This is a genomic window from Paenibacillus fonticola DSM 21315 (assembly GCF_000381905.1).
Classification (GTDB): domain Bacteria; phylum Bacillota; class Bacilli; order Paenibacillales; family Paenibacillaceae; genus Fontibacillus; species Fontibacillus fonticola.
Map to the genome: position 1 here is coordinate 35702 of NZ_KB907258.1, position 17296 is coordinate 52997.

Genomic DNA, 17296 nt, shown 5'->3' on the forward strand with positions numbered 1-17296 from the left:
ACAAACCCCACCATGAAAGGAGGGGCCGCTTTTCGTCTCTTAAACTTCCATAATCTCTTTTTCTTTCGCAGCGAGTACCTTATCGACTTCCGCGATAAATTTATCCGTTGACTTCTGAATATCTTCCTGATGGCGCCGAGATTCGTCTTCCGAAATGTCCGTTTTCTCAAGCTTTTTAATGTCATCATTGGCATCACGGCGAATGTTGCGAATTGCAACCTTTGCTTCTTCACCGAATTTCTTCGTCATTTTAACCAAATCGACCCGGCGCTCTTCGGTCAACGGCGGAATCGACAAACGGATCATCGAGCCGTCATTAGCCGGTGTAAGTCCCAGGTCGGACTTCTGAATCGCACGCTCAATGTCAGCCAGCGAGGATTTATCCCAAGGCTGAATTAACAGCGTCCGGGTGTCCGGCGTATTGATATTGGCCAGTTGATTAATTGGCGTTGGTGTTCCGTAATAATCCACCTGAATACGATCCAGCAGCGAAGGAGCCGCTCTTCCGGCACGCAGCGTTGCCAAATCTCTCTTCAAAGACTGAATCGCTTTATCCATACGTTCTTCAGCGTTTTGTTTAATCGATTGTGGCATTAGCTTACACTTCCTTTCACAGTCGTTCCGATTTTCTCACCAAGCACAACACGTTTAATATTGCCCTGCTCCGTAATCGCAAATACGATAAGCGGAATATCATTATCCATACAAAGCGATGATGCTGTGGAATCCATAACGCCCAGATTTTTGCTGAGCACTTCCATATAAGTCAGCATTTCATACTTCTCTGCCGACGGATCAACAAATGGATCTGCAGAATATACACCGTCTACTTTATTTTTAGCCATTAAAATAACTTCCGCTTCGATTTCAGCGGCACGAAGCGCTGCTGTCGTATCCGTAGAGAAAAACGGATTGCCAGTTCCAGCGGCGAAAATAACAACTCTTCCCTTCTCCAAGTGGCGAATCGCCCGGCGCCGTATGTAAGGCTCAGCGATTTGCTGCATGGCGATCGAAGTTTGTACCCGCGTAGGCACATCGATCTGCTCCAGCGCATCTTGCAGGGCAAGGGAATTCATAACTGTCGCGAGCATTCCCATATAGTCCGCCGTAGCACGGTCAATGCCCTTCGCACTGCCCGCAATACCGCGCCATATGTTGCCCCCGCCACATACGATAGCTACCTGAACCCCTAACTCAACTACTTCCTTCACCTGTTCGGCTATCGATGATATGGTGTCCGCATCAATTCCGTATCCATTTTGACCAGCAAGCGATTCTCCGCTAACCTTCAAGACAACACGTTTAAAAACTGGCTGCTCCAATTGTATACCCTCCACTTTAATGAACCCTCTTAGAGGTTGCCCAGAAAGTGCAGGACAGCACTTTCTAAGCTCACACAATTAAGGGCGTTTGGTAAGAAAAGCACCTGCCGGTGCCTCTATTCAAAGATGTCTTCATAATCCTTTAAAAAAGAAGGAACACGCTGTGTTACATCCCTCTTTTACATCTCATTCCCGCTTCACTTAGCCGTTGACTTGAGACATAACCTCTTCTACGAAGTTGTCGACTTTTTTCTCCAGACCTTCACCCAGCTCATAACGAACGAAACGGCGGATAGAGATATTTTCTCCGATCGTAGCGATTTTTTCATTCAGCAATGTAGCAATTGTTTTGTCCGGATCTTTAACGAAAGTTTGCTCCATCAAGCAATATTCTTCATAGTATTTGGAAATGCGGCCTTCGACCATTTTTTCAACGATCTTCTCAGGCTTGCCTTCATTCAATGCTTGTGCTTTCAGGATTTCCTTCTCTTTTTCAATTTCTTCCTGTGGCACTTCTTCACGGCGCACATAGCGAGGGCTTGAAGCTGCAATATGAAGCGCAATGTCGCGTACAAATTCTTTAAACTGATCCGTCAAGGCTACAAAGTCAGTTTCACAGTTGACTTCGACAAGAACACCAATCCGGCCGCCAGCGTGAATGTAGGATTCTACAAGGCCTTCTGTAGCAATACGTCCAGCCTTTTTAGCCGAAGCAGCCAAACCTTTTTCACGAAGGAATTCAACCGCTTTATCAATATCCCCATTTACTTCTTCAAGCGCTTTTTTACAATCGAGCATTCCTGCTCCCGTTTTTTCGCGTAGTTCCTTTACCGCTTTTGCATCAACAGCCATTTTAAAATTCCCTCCATATCATTTATAGGACCTAATCTAAAGTAAATTACCAAAGATTTATCCTTTAAAAAAAGGGTAGTGAGAGGTTTCACACCTACCAACCACCCTTTTCATTTAATTCATTCTTTATTTTGGAAGCCCGACAAACATTTTATGCTGTCGTTTGCTCCCCTTGATTCGCTTCGATTACGGCGTCTGCCATTTTACCAGTCAACAGCTTAACAGCGCGAATCGCGTCGTCGTTACCTGGAATGACATAGTCGATTTCATCCGGATCGCAGTTTGTATCAACAATACCTACGATTGGGATACCCAATTTACGAGCTTCAGCAACCGCAATACGCTCTTTGCGCGGATCAATGATGAACAAAGCGCTTGGCAAGCCCTTCATATTCTTGATACCGCCGAGGAATTTCTCAAGGCGTTCCTTCTCTTTGCGGAGCAGGATAACTTCTTTCTTCGGAAGCACTTCAAACGTGCCATCCTCTTCCCAATTTTCCAATTGCTTCAAACGGTCGATCCGTTTTTGAATTGTTTGGAAGTTAGTCAAAGTTCCCCCGAGCCAGCGTTGGTTAATATAAAATTGACCCGCGCGCTCTGCTTCTTCTTTAACTGAGTCTTGAGCCTGCTTCTTCGTACCAACGAACAAAATTGTACCGTTGTCTTCCGCAATGCTCTTCACGAAGTTATAAGCTTCTTCCACTTTCTTGACCGTCTTTTGCAGGTCGATAATATAAATTCCGTTTCTTTCAGTGAAGATATAACGATCCATTTTCGGGTTCCAGCGACGTGTCTGGTGTCCGAAGTGCACACCTGCCTCAAGCAGTTGTTTCATGGAGATTACTGCCATCTTCACGCACCTCCTAAGTTTGGTTTTGTTTGATGCTCCCTCCGCAGGCTTCATCTTCCCCCAAGACTTCTCATTCATAATGAAAAGCACCCTTGGCAAAATCACCCTGCGTGCGTTATAACACCGTCAATTAATATACCATAAGTAACAAATGGATGCAACCGAAGTTCATACCACTCAGCCTCCAGAGGCATCCTGCCGGGTTCGAAAGCCATTCAAGCCTGCCCCGGATCCGTACCGTGCGCACTTTAGGGATGACGCCATCTTATTTACTGCTTCGGCTTGGTCGTGATTTTAGTAATAATGGAACTATGCTTTTCGCCGACTTGAAACGTGTAGGTACCCGTGCGGATTTTTTTATTAATCCCCCGTTTCGAAGCCTCTTTTATAAATGTATCGCTGCTAGAAATTACCCCGGCCTTTTGCAAGCCGTTAGCGACCTCAGTCAGGCTGTCCCCATACGATATTTTGTATTTCACCGTGACAGGCTCCGGTTCTTTTACAGCGTTTATGACGGCGGCATCGGCTTCTTTAGGAACGCCGGCTTCCGGTTTCTCCGGAGCCGCCGGCTTATCCGTTTGCAGCTTGCTTTCACCATTTGCGCCTGGAGCTTGCCCGCTATCCGATTGGGGGTCCTGCGGAGTTGCAGGCGTATTTGGCGCCTCAGGCTGCTCTGGTTCCGACGGCTCTTCAGCAGTATCGGCTGGATCCAGCTTGTCCTCCGCCATCCTAGACTCCCATTCTTCCTCTGTGAGCAGCAGTTCGTCTTCCCCTACTACCCGCAAATTCAACTTCTCGGCAGCTTGCTTGACCTGCTCCTCTGTCACAAGCTTGTTCTGCTGACCTTGCCCAATCATGATGATTTGCAATAAAAGCGCGCCAGCAATGAGGCCGATTCCAATTCCCAACATGAAGTGGCGATTTCTGAACATTACGCTTCCTCCCTGTTAGCCAATTGCAAAATAAGCTGAACCTCGCCGCGCTGAATTCCGATAGATTTGGCAATCATATCGATAGATTTTCCTTTAGCATACAGCTCAAACAGCTCCGGGTACCTGTCGCGCAGTGAATCGGTAGTCTGGAACTCCTCCTCCTCAGAGGTGGAAGCCGCAGCTTCTGCGGCAGCCGATGCTTGCACTGCTAAAGGAGGAACTGCTTCGCTTGGATGATGCACAGCCTGATGCACAGCCGCTTGAGATGATGGTTCGATTGGTGAAAGAGAGGAGGATTCCTCTGGAACTGGAGGAACCTCCAGGGATTCAAAACGAGCAGCAAGCTGCCGGTTGGACTGCTCCACCTCTAATAGACGCTGGCGCAGCTCTACGATGGATTCCTGCTGCGCCAATTGCTTAGATGTAAAATCCTGCTTCATACCGGCAATCAAATCAATTAGTTCCTCATTTTCTTTCTCAATTTCAGCCATATATTGTTCAAATATGGCCTCCATCTCATTCGCCGTTTCACCGCCAGGTTTCCGGCCGGGTAAAAATATAGCATATAATATAGAAGCAATCCCCAGCATCACGATATAAATCCATGGCTCTCCCAATGTTATCCTCACCTTTTGCTGTACGTATTCATGTATGTTGTCCTGCTAAAATGACAAATCGATATGTTTTCCTTTATAGGGATGCTCGGCTGGCTGATCTTTATCCCGCTCTTCCTGCTGTTCTCCGGACTCCGGTTGCTCTTGCTGCCGGTCAGAGGAGGCACTTCCTTCTCGTTTTACAGCCTTGTTATGAGCGCTCTGTTCCAACCCCGAGCTTCTTTTCCGTTCAAGCTCGCTCGTCTTCAAATTTTGCTGTGCGAGTAAAGACTGATCACTGAGAGGCCTCTGCTGCTGATCTTGCTGAATACGCCCCGCCTCGCTAGTCCGGGGGACAGCTATTTGCAATTCAACGGATTTCATATTCATAAAAATCACCTCAAGCCGAATTCAGAGAATTGTTTGTCTTCATTAGGAGCCCTAGACGTAAGCCGACATAGAAATGTCTCCTTCACTATAATAGAAAGACATTCGGGACACAGGATCTTTAATATATTTTGTATATCTGCCAATGACAATTCTAGATCCGCCATAAATCATTTTCAGCACATCCACCCGTGCATTTCCCGTCTCTTCCAGCGCCTTCTCGATAAATAGCATCCGTTCTCTAATTTCCTCAAGCTCTTGCATGTTTGATTTCTGGGTCAAGTTAAGCTTCGATCTCATCGCCACCTTATCCGGTGTCAGTTTTCCCATGGAAGCGAGCTGATCAAGCAAAGCAAGCGCTTTCTTCGTCTTGTCAAGATTTTCCATCTGGACCTTTGTCTGCTGACGCAGCTCAAGCAGTTCATTCCGCAGCTCCGGCAAAACCCCCACTTCAATCGAAGTCGTTGTAGACATCGGATTGCCGATAATTCGGGCCGTAACCCGCTCGCCTGCCTGAATGTTACCACCGACGATAAGACCTTTGGTTCCGCTGCAGATCACATCACGGCCAGCCCGGACATTGGAATGCATAATACTTTGCGTAACGATGACATCCTCGCCAGCCTGAACGTTTCCATCCTGGATAAACGAGCTCTTTACGTGGTGAGCCGCTTTGACTAGCCCTTTGTTATAACCGATAATGCCGCCTGTTATTTCAATGGAACCATCGGCAATTAACTCCGCACCCTCTACTCCGCCATTGACACGAATATCCCCGGAAGCGCAGACGCGAAAACCAGTCAAAACGTTGCCGCGGATGACGACCGTCCCTACAAAATCGATATTACCGGTACTATAGTCGACATCGCCATTAATCTCATAGACCGGAAATACGTTCAATTTGCCTTTATCCGTCCGCGTGACTAGACCGTCGATTGCCGCATACATTGCTGTCTGTTCCGGGTTAAGAACGACATTTTTGCCTACCTTAAAGCGCGCTTCCTTCCCTTCCTTACAAGGAATCGGCTCGCCTGTAATCGCTGTGCCAGGGCTTCCCGGCACCGGTGGGACAAGCTCTGCGATAATCTGGCCTTTTCGTACGTTGTTCAAGCGGGTGATGTCTTTAAAATCTACTGTGCCGTCATCGCTCTCCGCCGGTTTACGGTGCTGATCCTCGTCATCCATCGGCACCGCATAGCGAATCGAGCCGTCTTTGCCTTGTACCGGCTCGATTCCGATAGCGATCGGTGTTTTACTAAAATAGTATTCTTTAGGATGAAGAGAAAATCTTGTCACGATATCGTCCTGAATACCGTATTTCACACCTTCCCCTCGCAAAAAGTGAAGCAAAACATCAGGAGTACAAGTAAACTCCTCATCCTTCTTCAAAAATTGCAAATAGGCTACCGTTTTGTCATCATTCATCGTTACACTCAAAATTTGAGCTAGATCCTTCATGTATTCCATTAGTCGTTCCTCCTTCCATCTCATAATACTCGCAAGTTCATCTTGCAGTCTTCAATCTTCTCTCATCAACAAATCTTTCTGTTTCTCCAAGCTGCCACGCAGTCTAAGAATAGCTTTAGAATGGAGTTGAGAGATACGTGACGGGGAAAGAGACATCACCTCCGCGATTTCACTTAAGGATAGATCATCATAGTATAGTAAAGAAACTACCGTCCGTTCCTTCTCGGTCAGCTTTTCGATCCCTTTCGCCAAAGAATCTTTAAGGAAAAATTCCCTCACTTTGTAATCGGGATTTTTAGCTTTCTCATCGATCAATAAAGTAAGCCGCGTTTCGGATTCCTCTTCCCGAATCGGATCTTCTAACGAACAAAGAGTCATGACGGCAACTTCCTGCAGCATATTTTGAAATTCCTTCTCGCTTACGTTCAAATAAGCGCTCATTTCCATATCTGTAACAGAACGGAGGTATTGCTGCTCCAATTGCTGATACCCTTCTTCAATTTTTTTAGCTTTTTCGCGAACAGACCTGGGAACCCAATCCCCCTGCCGCAATCCGTCCAGGATGGCCCCTCTAACTCTCCATGAAGCATAGGTCTCAAATTGCAGACCCCGTTTATAGTCAAATTTCTCTACAGCATCTATCAAGCCCATTATACCATTACTGTACAAGTCATCTTTAGACACATTTTTCGGAAGGCCCACCGCAAGACGTCCCGATACATAATCGACAATGTGTAAATGCTTTTCAATAAGCTGTTTTTTGGCCTCTATTTCGCCGTGTTCTTTCCAACGCTCCCACACATCAGCGTAGCTTAAAGAGGATGTCTTTCGCTCTTCCAATTGCCTTCACCCTCCTTAGTTTTCTGTCAGGTGACGAACAACTTTAGCCAGTTCTTCAGGATCTTTGTCGTCAGATGTCTTTACCAATTTTGGCGGGTTTAATGGTGTAAAATCGTTCTGTCCTGTCTGATCTCCAAGTGGCTGCTTCAACAAGTCGTTCAGTTCATCCGTTTCATCCGGAGTCGTCAAATCAAGCTGTCCGCCTTTTCCCTCATCTTCGGGAGATACGCCTAATTCCTCGGTCTCTGGGATCGGGGACATTTCTTTCATGAAGCCGAACATCCAGTAGGCCGCATAAGAAAGCGCAAACCAGACCACAAAGCCAATCAATGATCGGATTAAGCTTGTCATAAACAAGTTACTGCTAGAAGAGACAGCAAACGTGATTAAAAACCCAAAGAGTCCAAACAACATGTAATATTTCATTTTTCCAGCCATGGCTACAATTCCTTTATACCCTTTTGTACACTGCGTATGAACAATATACCGGTCTCACAATCAAGCTCGATTGTTCTACCGTAATTGCCCCCTGTATCTTCCGCTAGTAAAGGGATACCCAGTTCGTTTAATTTTTCCTTGCAAGACTCCACATTTCGCGGGCCAATCCGGAGCGAATCCCCTGTTCCGGCAAAAGTGAACATTTGAGATCCGCCTGCCATTTTAGCCACTATTCTCGCCTGATCTGCTCCGCTTTCCAGTAATCGTTCTAATAAAGCTGGGACAGCAGTGTCCGCATATTTCGCAATGTTTAATGCGCCATCGCGTGCTATCGTAGAGACCGGAAGCATTACATGTGCAAGACCAGCCACTTTGACGATCGGATCGAATAAAGTTAATCCTACGCAGGAGCCAAGCCCTGTCGTACGAATTAGCCCTTGCTGCTCGATGATATTGAGATCTGCCATACCGACCTTAACAACTCGCTGCTCTTCAATCATGATTCATTGGTACTCCTAAGGCAGCGAATATTTTATCAAACGAATCTGGATCCGGTATAAGGAAAAATTGTCCCTCCACTTCATGTTGTCCTTCGATAAAGGTCGTATCGATCAGCAATGCGGAATCACCCATTTCACCAAACTGCAGCAGTCCATAACTAAGTATTGCCCCCGCCATATCCATGGCCAGCGCTGGCACTGTCGGCATCATAGAGAGCGATGTGAAATCAGCAAGCGAAGACAAGTAGGAGCCTGCCAATATGTTACCGATTTCAGACAACGCCGACCATTCCATCTCCGAAAACTCTTCCTCGCTTTCGACTTGAAGACCAGCGAGGCGATGAAGCAGCTTCTTCGCTGCTTCAGGACTAAGGATAAAAAACAGATTGCCAGGGGCATCCCCTTCAACTCTTAAAAAGATAGCGAGAACTACACTCTCCGCCCCGCCTACTTTGTCAGCAACGGCTTCGAATGGCAGCATCTGCACTTTGGGAACCGCCATATCAATCGGTTTATCAAGGAGTCTCGACAAAGCGGTTGCCGCATTACCCGCACCGATGTTGCCAACTTCCTTTAACACATCCATTTTAAATTCCTCAAAGCCTCTGAACAGATCCACCTCTTAACCCTCTAAGCTTTCCAATTGAATGATTTCTGAACGATTTAATACCTCGGACAAGTTCAGCATGACCAGAAGCCGTTCATCCGAAATACGTGCCACTCCGTGCAAATATTTCGCTTTGATTCCTCCAACGACATCCGGCGGCGAATCGATCGTATCGGAATTCAAGTCCATGACATCGTTAGCAGAATCAACGATAAAGCCAACCTCCATCTCATTTACAGCTACGATAATAATCCGTGTCTGGTCCGTATAATCTGCTTCTGGAAGACCGAAGCGGCCGCGCAGGTCAATGACGGGGATTACGACGCCACGAAGATTTATTACTCCTTTTACAAAGGAATAAGTTTTCGGTACGCGGGTAATAGGCATCATCCGTTCAATCGTCTGGACCTTGTCCACCTCAATCCCGTACTCTTCATCACCCAGTTTAAATACGATGACTTTCAATTCCTCTCCCATGGTAAATCCTCCTTAATGGTTGAAGCAGAGACTGCTTGCGCCCTGCCTACCGAGTGTGTAATGGCTTTACTTAATGAAAGCATTCGGATCAATAATCAGAGCTACCTGTCCGTCACCCAAAATCGTCGCACCTGCAACACCTTGAATTGCCGGCAAGTATTTGCCCAGATTTTTAATGACGATCTCGCTTTGTCCGATGAAATCTTCAACAGTCAGAGCTGCCAGCCGATCGCCTTTACGGACGACGACAATTTCCGTTTCCTCCTCGGCATCCTCGGCAAAGTCAGCAACTTCAAACAGATTGGCCAAAGATAACAGTGGAATATGCGCATCTCGATAAGGGATCATCGTATATCCGTGTACTTTGCGAATTTGCTTACGTTGAATAAGTCCAGTCTCAACGATCGATGAGAGCGGAATCGCGTACTTCTCGGAACCAATCTTAATCAGCATCGCCGAAATGATGGAGAGGGTCAGCGGGAGCTGCACCGAGAACTTCGTTCCTTGGCCAAGCGTAGAAGTTACGGATACGACGCCGCTTAACGACTCGATTTTTGAACGGACAACATCAAGTCCGACACCGCGCCCCGAAATGTCAGAGATGACATCCGCGGTACTAAATCCAGCGGCAAACAAAAGCATATACACCTGCTCGTCCGACATGGCAGCAGCTTCGCTTTCCTTGACGATCCCGTTCTTAAAGGCTCTGCTCAAAATTTTATCCCGATCGATGCCGCCGCCGTCATCCTCAATTTCAATAAATACATGATTTCCACTGTGGAAAGCACGCAATTGAACGGTTCCTGTCTCCGGCTTGCCAGCAGCGATGCGCTGTGCCGTAGATTCAACACCGTGATCGACCGCATTTCTCAGCAAATGCACAAGCGGATCACCGATCTCATCAATGACGGTGCGATCCAGCTCGGTCTCCGCACCGATAATGACCAGATCGATTTTCTTGTCCAGCGATTTGGCCACGTCTCGAACCATGCGCGGAAAGCGGCTGAATACCGTATCGATCGGAACCATGCGCAGCTTGAGAACAATGTTCTGAAGATCACTGCCAACACGGCTCATATGCTCAACCGTCTCGGTCAAATCAGCCCGCTTTACTTCTTGGGCAAGCTGCTCCAGTCTGGAACGGTCGATAAGCAGTTCGCTAAGTAAATTCATGAGCACATCCAAACGCTCAATATCGACGCGAATCGTTCGAGAGGGTGCTCCTCCTCCATTCGTGCGGCCGCCGGCTTTCGCTTCACTTGCCGCCGGTTTTGAAGCTGCCTGTTCAGAGGCTTTAACTTCCGGCGCAGCAGCACTGACAGCAGCGGGTGCCGTTGCGGCTCCTGCCGCGGCCTCTTTAACCCCGGTCGTAAGCTCGCTAAGCGTCTCATGATCGAGCGTGACTACCTGCGCAAAATCGATTTCGGACAGATTTACAATCATGCTTTGTAATTCCGAAGCTTCCTTCTGCGTTATGTAATATAGCGAGAAGCTGCGATCAAATTTTTCCTGCTCGATCTCCTGTACAGAGGGATGAGACTTCACGATTTCACCGTATCGCTCAAGCAGGTCAAAGACCAAATACGCTCGCGCAGCTTTTAATTGACAGTCCTCACGAATAGCTACCTCGATGTACAGGACCTTATGGCCTTCAGATATCGATTGCTCCAGTACCGAAAATTGATACTCATCCAGCTGAATATCTGAATGAATAGCCCCAGAAGCAGCGGCTGCACCAGCATTATTCCCGGCAGCCGGCTTCTCATCCCCGCCTCCCGGTACCTCACCGCGAACGATCGCCTGGAGCGAAGATACGATCGATTGGACGTCGGCTTTGCCGTCGCCGCCTTGCGTGATATCCTGCACCATCAGCTGCAGAGCGTCCAGACTTTTGAATAACGTATCGAAAATATACTCCTGCATTTTCAGCTTTTCGTTACGCACCAGATCCAGCACATTCTCCATCTGATGCGTCAATGAGGATAAATCCTCAAATCCCATCGTGGCAGCCATTCCTTTAAGGGTATGCGCCGAACGGAAAATAACTTGCACAATGCCAATATCCTCCGGGGCTTTTTCCAGCTCCAGCATATTCTCGTTTAATGATTGCAAATGATCGTTGGACTCATCGATAAACATGGATAAATACTGATTCATGTCCATGGTGAGGCACCTCCTCTAAGAGATTCCTTTATTTCACTACTTGTACAAGCTTGGGGCCGATCTCATGTAATGGTAAAACATGACTTACACAATTCAGTTCAATCGCTGAGCGCGGCATGCCGTAAACTACGCAGGTCTCTTCACTTTCAGCAATGGTCGAACTGACACCCGCATCATACAGCTTCTTCATTGCTCTCGCCCCGTCGCTGCCCATCCCCGTTAAAAGTACAATATGCCTTTTCAGCGCTTTAAGCGGCATTAATGATTCATACATAACATCTACCGACGGTCTATGACCATTACGAGGCTCCTGTCCCGTCAAGGTAACTTTATAACCATCCAAATCCTTAACCACATTCATATGATGGCCGCCTGGGGCAATGTAGGCTGTACCCGGAAGCAGCTTCATTCCTTCTTCTGCCTCAACTACGTGCAGTGCGCTTAAACTATTTAACCGCTGCGCTAATGATTTGGTGAAGTTTGGCGGCATATGCTGCACGATCACGATAGGCGCCGGGAAGTTCCTGGGTATTTTTTCTAACACAGCTTTTAGAGCTTTGGGGCCCCCTGTTGATGTCCCGATGGCTACCAGGTCAGTGAAATCCGTCTTTAAGGGTAAGCCGCTATTCTTTTCTTTGACAGGCAGTCGTTGTTGAATTGCTGCTGCCTCAATTTTCTCATCCGCTTTTGGCCGTTTCATGATTGAGCCGTTATTTTTCTTGTGGATTAAAGCCGGATTAGCGAGCTTATCTGGTAAAAGCGGTCGATTTAACCGATCTGCTCCATCCGGCACATGCACATATGGTCCGGTCTTTTTCTGAAGGTGTGCCGAATTCAGTTTTGTTCGATCCGAAGCCTCTGCCTTAGCCCCTTCATTTTTAGACAGGACCTCCGAAGCTGAAGCTGCATATGCTTTAGCTGCGCCAGACTTGGCCCCTGGACGAAGTGTACCAGGTGTACCAGGTGTAGGCTTGTGTGATGATTTTGTCGTCTCGGCATTTGCCGGACGCGCCGATTTATTTAAGTTTGGAGACCGCGCGTGTTGATTAACCGAATTGTCCAGCGCGAGCTGTCTGGCAGCCTTGTGCTCCTTCATCAGCATGGCCGCTTGAATCTGTTCATGAAGTTCGCGTCGAACCTGGGCAATATCATGCGAACTAGTGGAAGCGGACGGCTTGCGGATAAAATCAAAAGCTCCCAATTCGAGAGCCATGATCGTCTCCCGCATACCTTGCTCGTTGATGCCCGAAAGCATAATGACAGGCACCGGGTGACGCTCCATGATGATTTTCAGAGCATCAAGTCCGTTCATTTCCGGCATTTCTACGTCCAATGTCACAAGATCCGGCGATAAAAGAGCAATTTGTTCAATAGCCTCACGCCCATTTCGGGCCGTAGCGATTACTTCGCATGAAGGATTCTGCTCAATTAAGTCTGACACGATCTTCCTCATAAATGCCGAATCATCGACCACCATAATCCGGTAAGGCATCGTCCCACCCCTGTTCCTTAATTAGAATCATCTTGTGCGCTTAAGCCATCTATGCATAAATCCTTTGATTCCTGTCAAGGTATCCTTTTGCCCGATCTGTGGAACTTCCAAATATTTAATAGCCAGTCGTTGAATGTCGCGTGCAGCTACACAGCTAGGAAATGCGGTTGAAAATGGGACTTGTTTCTTTACCGCCTGCATTACATGCGGATCATCATGGATATGTCCAAGCAGTGGAACCTCCATATCGAGAAAACGTCTGGCCACCAGGGAAATTTTATCGGTAACCTGCTGAGCTTCCTGCTTATTCGCAACACGGTTAATGACAAGGCGAAATGCTACATCCTGATCCATACCATGAACGACTTTGATTAATGCATATGCATCTGTAATTGCAGTTGGCTCTGGCGTCGTGACTACCAGACACTCATCGGCTGCAGTAATAAACTTTACCGTTTCTTTCGATAAGCCTGCTCCCGTATCAAAAATAATAAAATCCATTTGTTCGGAAATCCCTTCAATTTGCGAGGTAAAATAATTCAGATCGGATTCCGATAAAGTAAATAAATCGGCCATTCCTGATCCACCCGCGATAAAGGGAAGACCGAAAGCCCCCAACTCGACAATCTCCTCTATACTCCTCTCGCCTTTGAGCAGATGGTATAAATTGTACCGGGGGCGGGCCCCCATAAGTACATCGATGTTAGCCATGCCGATATCTGCATCGAAGATGAGCACCTTGCGGCCAAGCGTTTTTAGAGCCAGAGCAAAATTTAAGGTGAAATTGGATTTGCCAACACCGCCCTTCCCGCTGCTTACAGTAATAATGCGGGCTGAACGAGATTTGGACGCCTGTGTACTGGATGACTCTTCTAAGGTTGATACAAGCCGTCTAAGAGATTGAGCCTGGTCATTCATGTCCGTTTTGCTCCAAGAAGCATATCCATAAATAAATCATTGTCGGCTTGCAGCAAATCATCGGGTACATTCTGGCCATTCGTTACATAGCATACCTGCAGCGGATACTCATCCAGCAAGCTATAAATAGGTCCAACGCTTTGCGTTTCATCCAGCTTCGTAAATATCACCTTCTCGATGCCATATTTGCTGAAATGCTCGGTAATCGTCTTCATATCCTGGCTTTTAGAAGTCAAGCTAAGTACCAAATAAGTTTCGCTGAGCTCTGAAGGGCTCAACAAACTGTGTAATTCAGCGACATACAGCTCATTCAGATAATTTCTTCCTGCCGTATCCATTAAAATCAGATCGCAATGCTGCAGGCGCTGCATCGCCCTTTGCACATCCCCCGGTGACTGGACAACCTCAAGCGGAACGTTCAAAATCGAAGCATACGTCCGCAATTGCTCTATCGCCGAAATGCGATACGTATCCGCTGTAATGAAGCCTACCTTTTTCCGGGCCCGAAAAATTTGATCCGCTGCCAGTTTGGCGATCGTCGTCGTCTTTCCGACACCCGTTGGCCCGACAATGTATACTACTTTAGTCCCTTCCTGAATTCCCTGGCCGATCCGCTCCTTAAGAAAGGATTCAATACTCGTTCTCACGGAGGCCGTTAATTCCTCATCGCTCATTTTCTTCTCGCTGTTCTCCCACTCTCGATAGGTGGAGTCGATCCATAAGTCCACAAGCGCGTGATTGACCTCTTGCCCGACAAGCCTTTCCTTCAATTCATTCAGCGGCTCGGGCAGCTCCGGTAAGCCTTCTTGAAACCGGGCGAGCTTCGACATCAGCATTTTCATCTGTTCAATTTCTATGAACAGCCGGTCTTCTCTGCTGCCCGCAGGCGAGGAGGGCATAGCCTCGTCGCCAGATACGGCTCCATGCAGAGCCGCAGTTCCGGCAGCAATACTGTCTTGGACTCGGGCTGACAATTGCAGTCGCTCTCCCTCCAGCAATGGATCGTCAGCCTGGGCTACAGCGACCGCAGCAACGGCAGCGGCTGCCGGTGTCAGCTGCTTGTCCCCTAGACCCGCCTTGTCCTCTTCATTCCCTGCTGCCGGCAATACAGCGCTGCTGCCCCCCTGCTGCATCATCGCTGAAGATTTCCGATAGGCTTCAGGCACCGCATGTGGCGTAACCGGCGGAAATGAAGGAGCTGTAACGAGTGGCCGGGATGGTTTCCCCTTGGGTGCTGCCGTTTCCTTGCTTTCTGATGCAGCGATCACTTCAATTTTTTTCTTCTGAAACATTCCGAGAAACCCGCCGATTTTTAATTCCTTCGTACTTAAAATGACAGCGTCGACGCCCAGCTCATCACGGATTTTGTGCATAGCCTCAGGCATCGTCTCGACGATATACCTTTTTACTCTCATAAGTTCACCACTCCGACACTCTGAATTTCGACATTCGGCTCAAGTTCACTGTAAGACAGTACGGGTATGTCCTGCATCGTCCGCTCGACCACCTGGCGTAAATACATGCGAATCGTAGGTGATGTCAGGACGATCGGCTGTTGTCCTGTTTGAACCAACCGGTTGATTTGCTCCGTCAGTTTCTGGTAGACCGATTGAGTAGAGGCGGGATCAAGGGCTAAATAGCTGCCCTGCTCGGTCTGTTGTACACTTTCGGCAATTTTCTTCTCGAGCGATGGACCTACGGTAATTACCCTCATCGTTTCACCCTGCTGAGTATATTGCTGCGTAATTTGCCTCGATAGCGCTTGTCTGACGTACTCGGTCAACACATCCGGATCCTTTGTATAGGTTCCGTAGTCAGCCAGCGTTTCAAAGATCGTCACCATATCGCGAATGGATATTTTCTCACGCAGCAGCTTGGCCAGCACTTTTTGCACATCTCCAATAGAGAGTACGGAAGGGATGAGTTCATCGACAAGAACGGCGTAGTTGTCCCTGAGATTATCGACAAGCGTCTTCGTCTCCTGTCTGCCAAGCAGCTCATGCGCGTGCTTCTTGATCATTTCCGTCAAATGGGTAGCCACTACGGAAGGGGGATCAACTACAGTATAGCCTGATAGCTCAGCCCGGTCTTTCGTCGATTCATCGATCCAAATCGCTGGCAATCCAAAGGCTGGTTCCCGAGTCTCAATACCTGTAATCGATTCGTCATCCATCCCAGGACTCATTGCCAAATAGTGATTAAGTAATAATTCACCACCACCAACGACATTTCCTTTAATTTTGATCACATATTCGTTCGGTTTTAGTTGAATATTGTCACGAATTCGAATAACAGGTACAACTAACCCCATTTCTAGCGCACATTGCCGGCGGATCATAATGATTCTGTCTAACAAATCTCCGCCTTGGCCGCTGTCTGCCAAAGGGATGAGGCCATATCCAAATTCGAATTCAATCGGATCGACCTGCAGCAAGTTGATGACACTTTCCGGACTTCGCACCTCTTCGATCTGCTGCTCCTCCTCTTCCTGCTCCTGTTCAATTTGATGACGGTTGAGGTTTTTCTGCATCCTATAGCCCGCAAAAGCGAGTAAACCTGAAAAAGGCAATGTCGTTACAGGTCCGATAGGGGTAAAAAGTCCTAGCATCCCGATAGTACCAGCTACAATATAAAGGAGCTTCGGATAACTGAAAAGCTGGCCAGTAATATCGTCTGCCAAATTGCCTTCCGAAGAAGCGCGGGTAACGATAAGGCCGGCTGCAGTCGAGATCAGCAACGCAGGAATTTGGCTGACAAGTCCGTCCCCGATCGTAAGGAGGGAGTAAGTGGATAACGCCTCGCCAAACCCCATGTGATGAATCGACATTCCAATAATGAAACCGCCGATCAGGTTAATCAGCAATATTATAATACTTGCAATGGCGTCACCTTTGACGAACTTGCTCGCCCCGTCCATAGCTCCGTAGAAATCCGACTCTCTTTCGATCTTGCGACGACGATCTCTCGCCTGCTGCTCGTTAATCAGACCGGCATTCAAATCCGCATCAATACTCATCTGTTTCCCCGGCATTGCATCCAAGGTGAAACGCGCTGCCACTTCCGCTACGCGTTCCGATCCCTTAGTAATGACGATAAACTGAACGACTACCAGGATAAGGAACACGATGAAACCGACAACTGGCTGGCCTTGCGATACCCAGGAGCCAAATGTGGCAACGACATCACCGGCTTTGGCTTGTCCCAAAATAAGCTTGGTTGTCGATACATTGAGTGCTAGCCGGAATAACGTTGTGATAAGAAGCATTGCCGGAAAGATAGAAAACTGCAGCGCCTCTTTCGTATTCATGGCAACAAGCAGAATCATCAAAGCGATCGATATGTTAATGATGAGAAGAATATCCAGCAGCCAGGTCGGGATCGGAAGAATCATTAATAGAACGATGCCGATAATACCTATCAGTATAAATAAATCCTTAGCCTTCTTCATTGGCTCCGCC

18 protein-coding genes are annotated in these 17296 nt (G+C 47.7%); all 18 read right to left on the minus strand.

The window, feature by feature from the left end:
- Window positions 1–39: 39 nt before the first annotated feature.
- Complete coding sequence (gene frr, locus G358_RS0114950; RefSeq protein ID WP_019638045.1) at window positions 40–594, minus strand: ribosome recycling factor; 555 nt, start codon at window positions 592–594, stop codon at window positions 40–42.
- The gene (pyrH, locus tag G358_RS0114955) at window positions 594–1322 is read right to left on the minus strand and encodes a UMP kinase (protein WP_019638046.1); all 729 of its coding nucleotides are present in this window, start codon (window positions 1320–1322) and stop codon (window positions 594–596) included. The genes frr and pyrH overlap by 1 nt, the downstream gene beginning before the upstream one ends.
- 201 nt (window positions 1323–1523) lie before the next feature.
- Window positions 1524–2174, minus strand: a complete 651-nt coding sequence (gene tsf / locus G358_RS0114960) for a translation elongation factor Ts (RefSeq protein ID WP_019638047.1) — start codon at window positions 2172–2174, stop codon at window positions 1524–1526.
- A 151-nt stretch (window positions 2175–2325) separates the two neighbouring features.
- Window positions 2326–3024 carry a 30S ribosomal protein S2 gene (gene rpsB / locus G358_RS0114965; RefSeq protein ID WP_019638048.1) on the minus strand — a complete coding sequence of 233 codons (699 nt, stop codon included), beginning with the start codon at window positions 3022–3024 and terminating at the stop codon, window positions 2326–2328.
- Window positions 3025–3293: 269 nt separating this feature from the next.
- Complete coding sequence (locus G358_RS0114970) at window positions 3294–3956, minus strand: MltG/YceG/YrrL family protein (protein ID WP_019638049.1); 663 nt, start codon at window positions 3954–3956, stop codon at window positions 3294–3296.
- Window positions 3956–4573: an OmpH family outer membrane protein gene (locus G358_RS0114975; protein ID WP_019638050.1), complete on the minus strand. Its 618-nt coding sequence runs from the start codon at window positions 4571–4573 to the stop codon at window positions 3956–3958. The genes G358_RS0114970 and G358_RS0114975 overlap by 1 nt, the downstream gene beginning before the upstream one ends.
- 45 nt (window positions 4574–4618) lie before the next feature.
- Entirely contained in the window at window positions 4619–4933 is a 315-nt protein-coding gene (locus G358_RS0114980; protein WP_240480034.1) for a hypothetical protein, read from the minus strand.
- A gap of 57 nt (window positions 4934–4990) precedes the next feature.
- Window positions 4991–6403 (minus strand): DUF342 domain-containing protein, encoded by a 1413-nt coding sequence (locus G358_RS0114985; RefSeq protein ID WP_019638052.1) that lies wholly within the window; start codon window positions 6401–6403, stop codon window positions 4991–4993.
- A gap of 51 nt (window positions 6404–6454) precedes the next feature.
- Window positions 6455–7243 carry a FliA/WhiG family RNA polymerase sigma factor gene (locus G358_RS0114990; RefSeq protein ID WP_019638053.1) on the minus strand — a complete coding sequence of 263 codons (789 nt, stop codon included), beginning with the start codon at window positions 7241–7243 and terminating at the stop codon, window positions 6455–6457.
- Window positions 7244–7258: 15 nt separating this feature from the next.
- The gene (locus G358_RS0114995; protein WP_240480035.1) at window positions 7259–7594 is read right to left on the minus strand and encodes a hypothetical protein; all 336 of its coding nucleotides are present in this window, start codon (window positions 7592–7594) and stop codon (window positions 7259–7261) included.
- A gap of 89 nt (window positions 7595–7683) precedes the next feature.
- Window positions 7684–8181 (minus strand): chemotaxis protein CheD, encoded by a 498-nt coding sequence (locus G358_RS0115000; protein WP_019638055.1) that lies wholly within the window; start codon window positions 8179–8181, stop codon window positions 7684–7686.
- Window positions 8174–8767 (minus strand): chemotaxis protein CheC, encoded by a 594-nt coding sequence (locus G358_RS0115005; RefSeq protein WP_205621542.1) that lies wholly within the window; start codon window positions 8765–8767, stop codon window positions 8174–8176. The genes G358_RS0115000 and G358_RS0115005 overlap by 8 nt, the downstream gene beginning before the upstream one ends.
- Window positions 8768–8803: 36 nt before the next feature.
- Window positions 8804–9265 carry a chemotaxis protein CheW gene (locus tag G358_RS0115010; protein WP_019638057.1) on the minus strand — a complete coding sequence of 154 codons (462 nt, stop codon included), beginning with the start codon at window positions 9263–9265 and terminating at the stop codon, window positions 8804–8806.
- A 66-nt stretch (window positions 9266–9331) separates the two neighbouring features.
- A complete protein-coding gene (locus G358_RS0115015) occupies window positions 9332–11428 on the minus strand; it encodes a chemotaxis protein CheA (RefSeq protein ID WP_019638058.1) in 2097 nt (698 codons plus the stop codon).
- Window positions 11429–11456: 28 nt separating this feature from the next.
- Complete coding sequence (locus G358_RS0115020; protein ID WP_019638059.1) at window positions 11457–12920, minus strand: protein-glutamate methylesterase/protein-glutamine glutaminase; 1464 nt, start codon at window positions 12918–12920, stop codon at window positions 11457–11459.
- Between the two features lie 27 nt (window positions 12921–12947).
- The gene (locus G358_RS0115025) at window positions 12948–13838 is read right to left on the minus strand and encodes a MinD/ParA family protein (protein WP_019638060.1); all 891 of its coding nucleotides are present in this window, start codon (window positions 13836–13838) and stop codon (window positions 12948–12950) included.
- The gene (gene flhF, locus G358_RS0115030) at window positions 13835–15253 is read right to left on the minus strand and encodes a flagellar biosynthesis GTPase FlhF (RefSeq protein WP_019638061.1); all 1419 of its coding nucleotides are present in this window, start codon (window positions 15251–15253) and stop codon (window positions 13835–13837) included. The genes G358_RS0115025 and flhF overlap by 4 nt, the downstream gene beginning before the upstream one ends.
- Window positions 15250–17286, minus strand: coding sequence for a flagellar biosynthesis protein FlhA (gene flhA, locus G358_RS0115035; protein ID WP_019638062.1), 2037 nt, complete (start codon window positions 17284–17286; stop codon window positions 15250–15252). The genes flhF and flhA overlap by 4 nt, the downstream gene beginning before the upstream one ends.
- Window positions 17287–17296 lie beyond the last annotated feature (10 nt).

Excerpts from the sequence above, each read along its gene's own strand:
- frr (WP_019638045.1), bottom strand. The coding sequence starts at position 594 with ATGCCACAATCGATTAAACAAAACGCTGAAGAACGTATGGATAAAGCG.
- tsf (WP_019638047.1), bottom strand. The coding sequence starts at position 2,174 with ATGGCTGTTGATGCAAAAGCGGTAAAGGAACTACGCGAAAAAACGGGA.
- rpsB (WP_019638048.1), bottom strand. The coding sequence starts at position 3,024 with ATGGCAGTAATCTCCATGAAACAACTGCTTGAGGCAGGTGTGCACTTC.
- G358_RS0114970 (WP_019638049.1), bottom strand. The coding sequence starts at position 3,956 with ATGTTCAGAAATCGCCACTTCATGTTGGGAATTGGAATCGGCCTCATT.
- G358_RS0114980 (WP_240480034.1), bottom strand. The coding sequence starts at position 4,933 with ATGAAATCCGTTGAATTGCAAATAGCTGTCCCCCGGACTAGCGAGGCG.
- G358_RS0114985 (WP_019638052.1), bottom strand. The coding sequence starts at position 6,403 with ATGGAATACATGAAGGATCTAGCTCAAATTTTGAGTGTAACGATGAAT.
- G358_RS0114995 (WP_240480035.1), bottom strand. The coding sequence starts at position 7,594 with ATGACAAGCTTAATCCGATCATTGATTGGCTTTGTGGTCTGGTTTGCG.
- G358_RS0115000 (WP_019638055.1), bottom strand. The coding sequence starts at position 8,181 with ATGATTGAAGAGCAGCGAGTTGTTAAGGTCGGTATGGCAGATCTCAAT.
- G358_RS0115005 (WP_205621542.1), bottom strand. The coding sequence starts at position 8,767 with ATGGATGTGTTAAAGGAAGTTGGCAACATCGGTGCGGGTAATGCGGCA.
- G358_RS0115010 (WP_019638057.1), bottom strand. The coding sequence starts at position 9,265 with ATGGGAGAGGAATTGAAAGTCATCGTATTTAAACTGGGTGATGAAGAG.
- G358_RS0115015 (WP_019638058.1), bottom strand. The coding sequence starts at position 11,428 with ATGGACATGAATCAGTATTTATCCATGTTTATCGATGAGTCCAACGAT.
- G358_RS0115020 (WP_019638059.1), bottom strand. The coding sequence starts at position 12,920 with ATGCCTTACCGGATTATGGTGGTCGATGATTCGGCATTTATGAGGAAG.
- G358_RS0115025 (WP_019638060.1), bottom strand. The coding sequence starts at position 13,838 with ATGAATGACCAGGCTCAATCTCTTAGACGGCTTGTATCAACCTTAGAA.
- flhF (WP_019638061.1), bottom strand. The coding sequence starts at position 15,253 with ATGAGAGTAAAAAGGTATATCGTCGAGACGATGCCTGAGGCTATGCAC.
- flhA (WP_019638062.1), bottom strand. The coding sequence starts at position 17,286 with ATGAAGAAGGCTAAGGATTTATTTATACTGATAGGTATTATCGGCATC.